The following is a 1809-nucleotide window of genomic DNA, read 5'->3' on the forward strand; positions in this document are numbered from 1 at the left end:
CCCTATACCGTTGCACCTTATGGCGAAGATAAATATAAGCTGAGTTTGGGGAATTTTCCGGCTATGATGCGTGAGGGATTTATTTTTGTATATCAAGATGTGAGGGGCCGATGGATGAGTGAGGGCACTTTTGCCGATATCCGTCCTCAACTGGTTGGAAAAAAATCTAAAACAGCTATTGATGAAAGTACGGATACTTACGACACCATCGACTGGTTGGTTAAAAACGTGAAAGGCAACAATGGAAATGCGGGTATTTATGGCATTTCCTACCCTGGTTTTTATTCTACCACTTCTTTGCCAAATGCACACCCCGCGCTAAAAGCCGTTTCGCCTCAGGCGCCAGTTACCGATTGGTTTATGGGTGATGATTTCCACCACCGTGGTACATTATTTCTGATGGATGCTTTCAGTTTTATGGGCAATTTTGGTGTGCCGAGACCTAAACCGATTACACCAGATAAAGGACCTAAAGGTTTTCAGTTCCCCATTCAAGACAATTATCGCTTTTACTTAGAAGCCGGATCTGTTAAAAACCTAAAAGACAGATACTTTGCAGATAGTATTAAATTCTGGAACGATTTATTTAAACATCCAAACTTAGATACCTTCTGGAAAGCGCGTTTAATTACGCCACATTTAACCAATGTAAGGCCTGCGGTGATGGTAGTGGGTGGCTTTTTCGATGCTGAAGATGCCTATGGAACTTTTGACACTTACAAAGCAATTGAGAAACAGAATCCTGGCGCCAATAATATCCTGGTTGCGGGACCTTGGTTCCATGGCGGCTGGGTACGTAGTGATGGTTCTTATTTCGGCGATATCTCTTTCGGCAAAACCACCAGTATCGATTACCAGGAGCAGTATGAACTGCCTTTCTTTAAACATTATTTAAAAGGTGAAGGCGATTTTAATGCAGCAGAAGCGAATATTTTTGTAACGGGAACTAACGAATGGAAAAAGTTCAAAACATGGCCACCACAAGAAGTAGAAAACAAAAACCTGTATTTACAACCCAATGGAAAGCTCAGTTTCGAAAAAGTGGGCAGAACCGATAGCTGGGATGAATATGTGAGCGATCCGAATAACCCTGTGCCTTACCAGGATGGCATTCAGGCCAAACGTACCCGCGAGTACATGATCGATGATCAGCGTTTTGCTGCCCGCCGTCCGGATGTAAAAACTTACCAAAGCGACGCTTTAACAGAAGATATTACTTTAACAGGTCCTGTTTTGGCCAACTTGGTGGTTTCGACTACCGGAACAGATGCCGATTATGTAGTTAAACTGATTGATGTTTATCCTGAAGATGCACCAAATCCAGAACCTAACCCTAAAAACCTGATTATGGGTGGTTACGAAATGCTGGTTCGGGGAGAAATTATGCGTGGAAAATACCGCAACAGTTTCGAAAAACCTGAGCCATTTGTTCCTGGTGCCATCACAAAAGTAAATTACCCTTTGCCCGATGTGGCGCATACCTTTAAAAAAGGCCATAAAATTATGATCCAGATTCAAAACTCATGGTTCCCTTTAGCTGATCGCAATCCGCAGAAATTTATGGATATCTATCAGGCAGAACCACAGGATTTTCAAAAAGCTACACACAAAATTTATCACGACGTGCACAACAGCTCGTTTATTACAGTTTCGGTGTTAAAGTAAAATATTGGGCTCTAAATAATGCGGTTCGTCATTCCCAACTTGATTGGGAATCTTAAGCATTACGATTCCCGCCTGCGCGGGAATGACGCCTGAGTTTAAAATAAATGGCAAATAACTGCTGTCTTGGTTCGTGTCACCACAAAC

General features: G+C 42.4%; 1 protein-coding gene. It reads left to right on the top strand.

Going from position 1 to position 1809, the window contains the following annotated elements; genetic code table 11:
- On the top strand, nucleotides 1-1665 hold a 1665-nt coding region (locus AC1DND_RS27075; protein WP_477585855.1), incomplete at its 5' end, for a CocE/NonD family hydrolase.
- Nucleotides 1666-1809 lie beyond the last annotated feature (144 nt).

This window comes from Pedobacter sp. 01N416, from assembly GCF_056399685.1.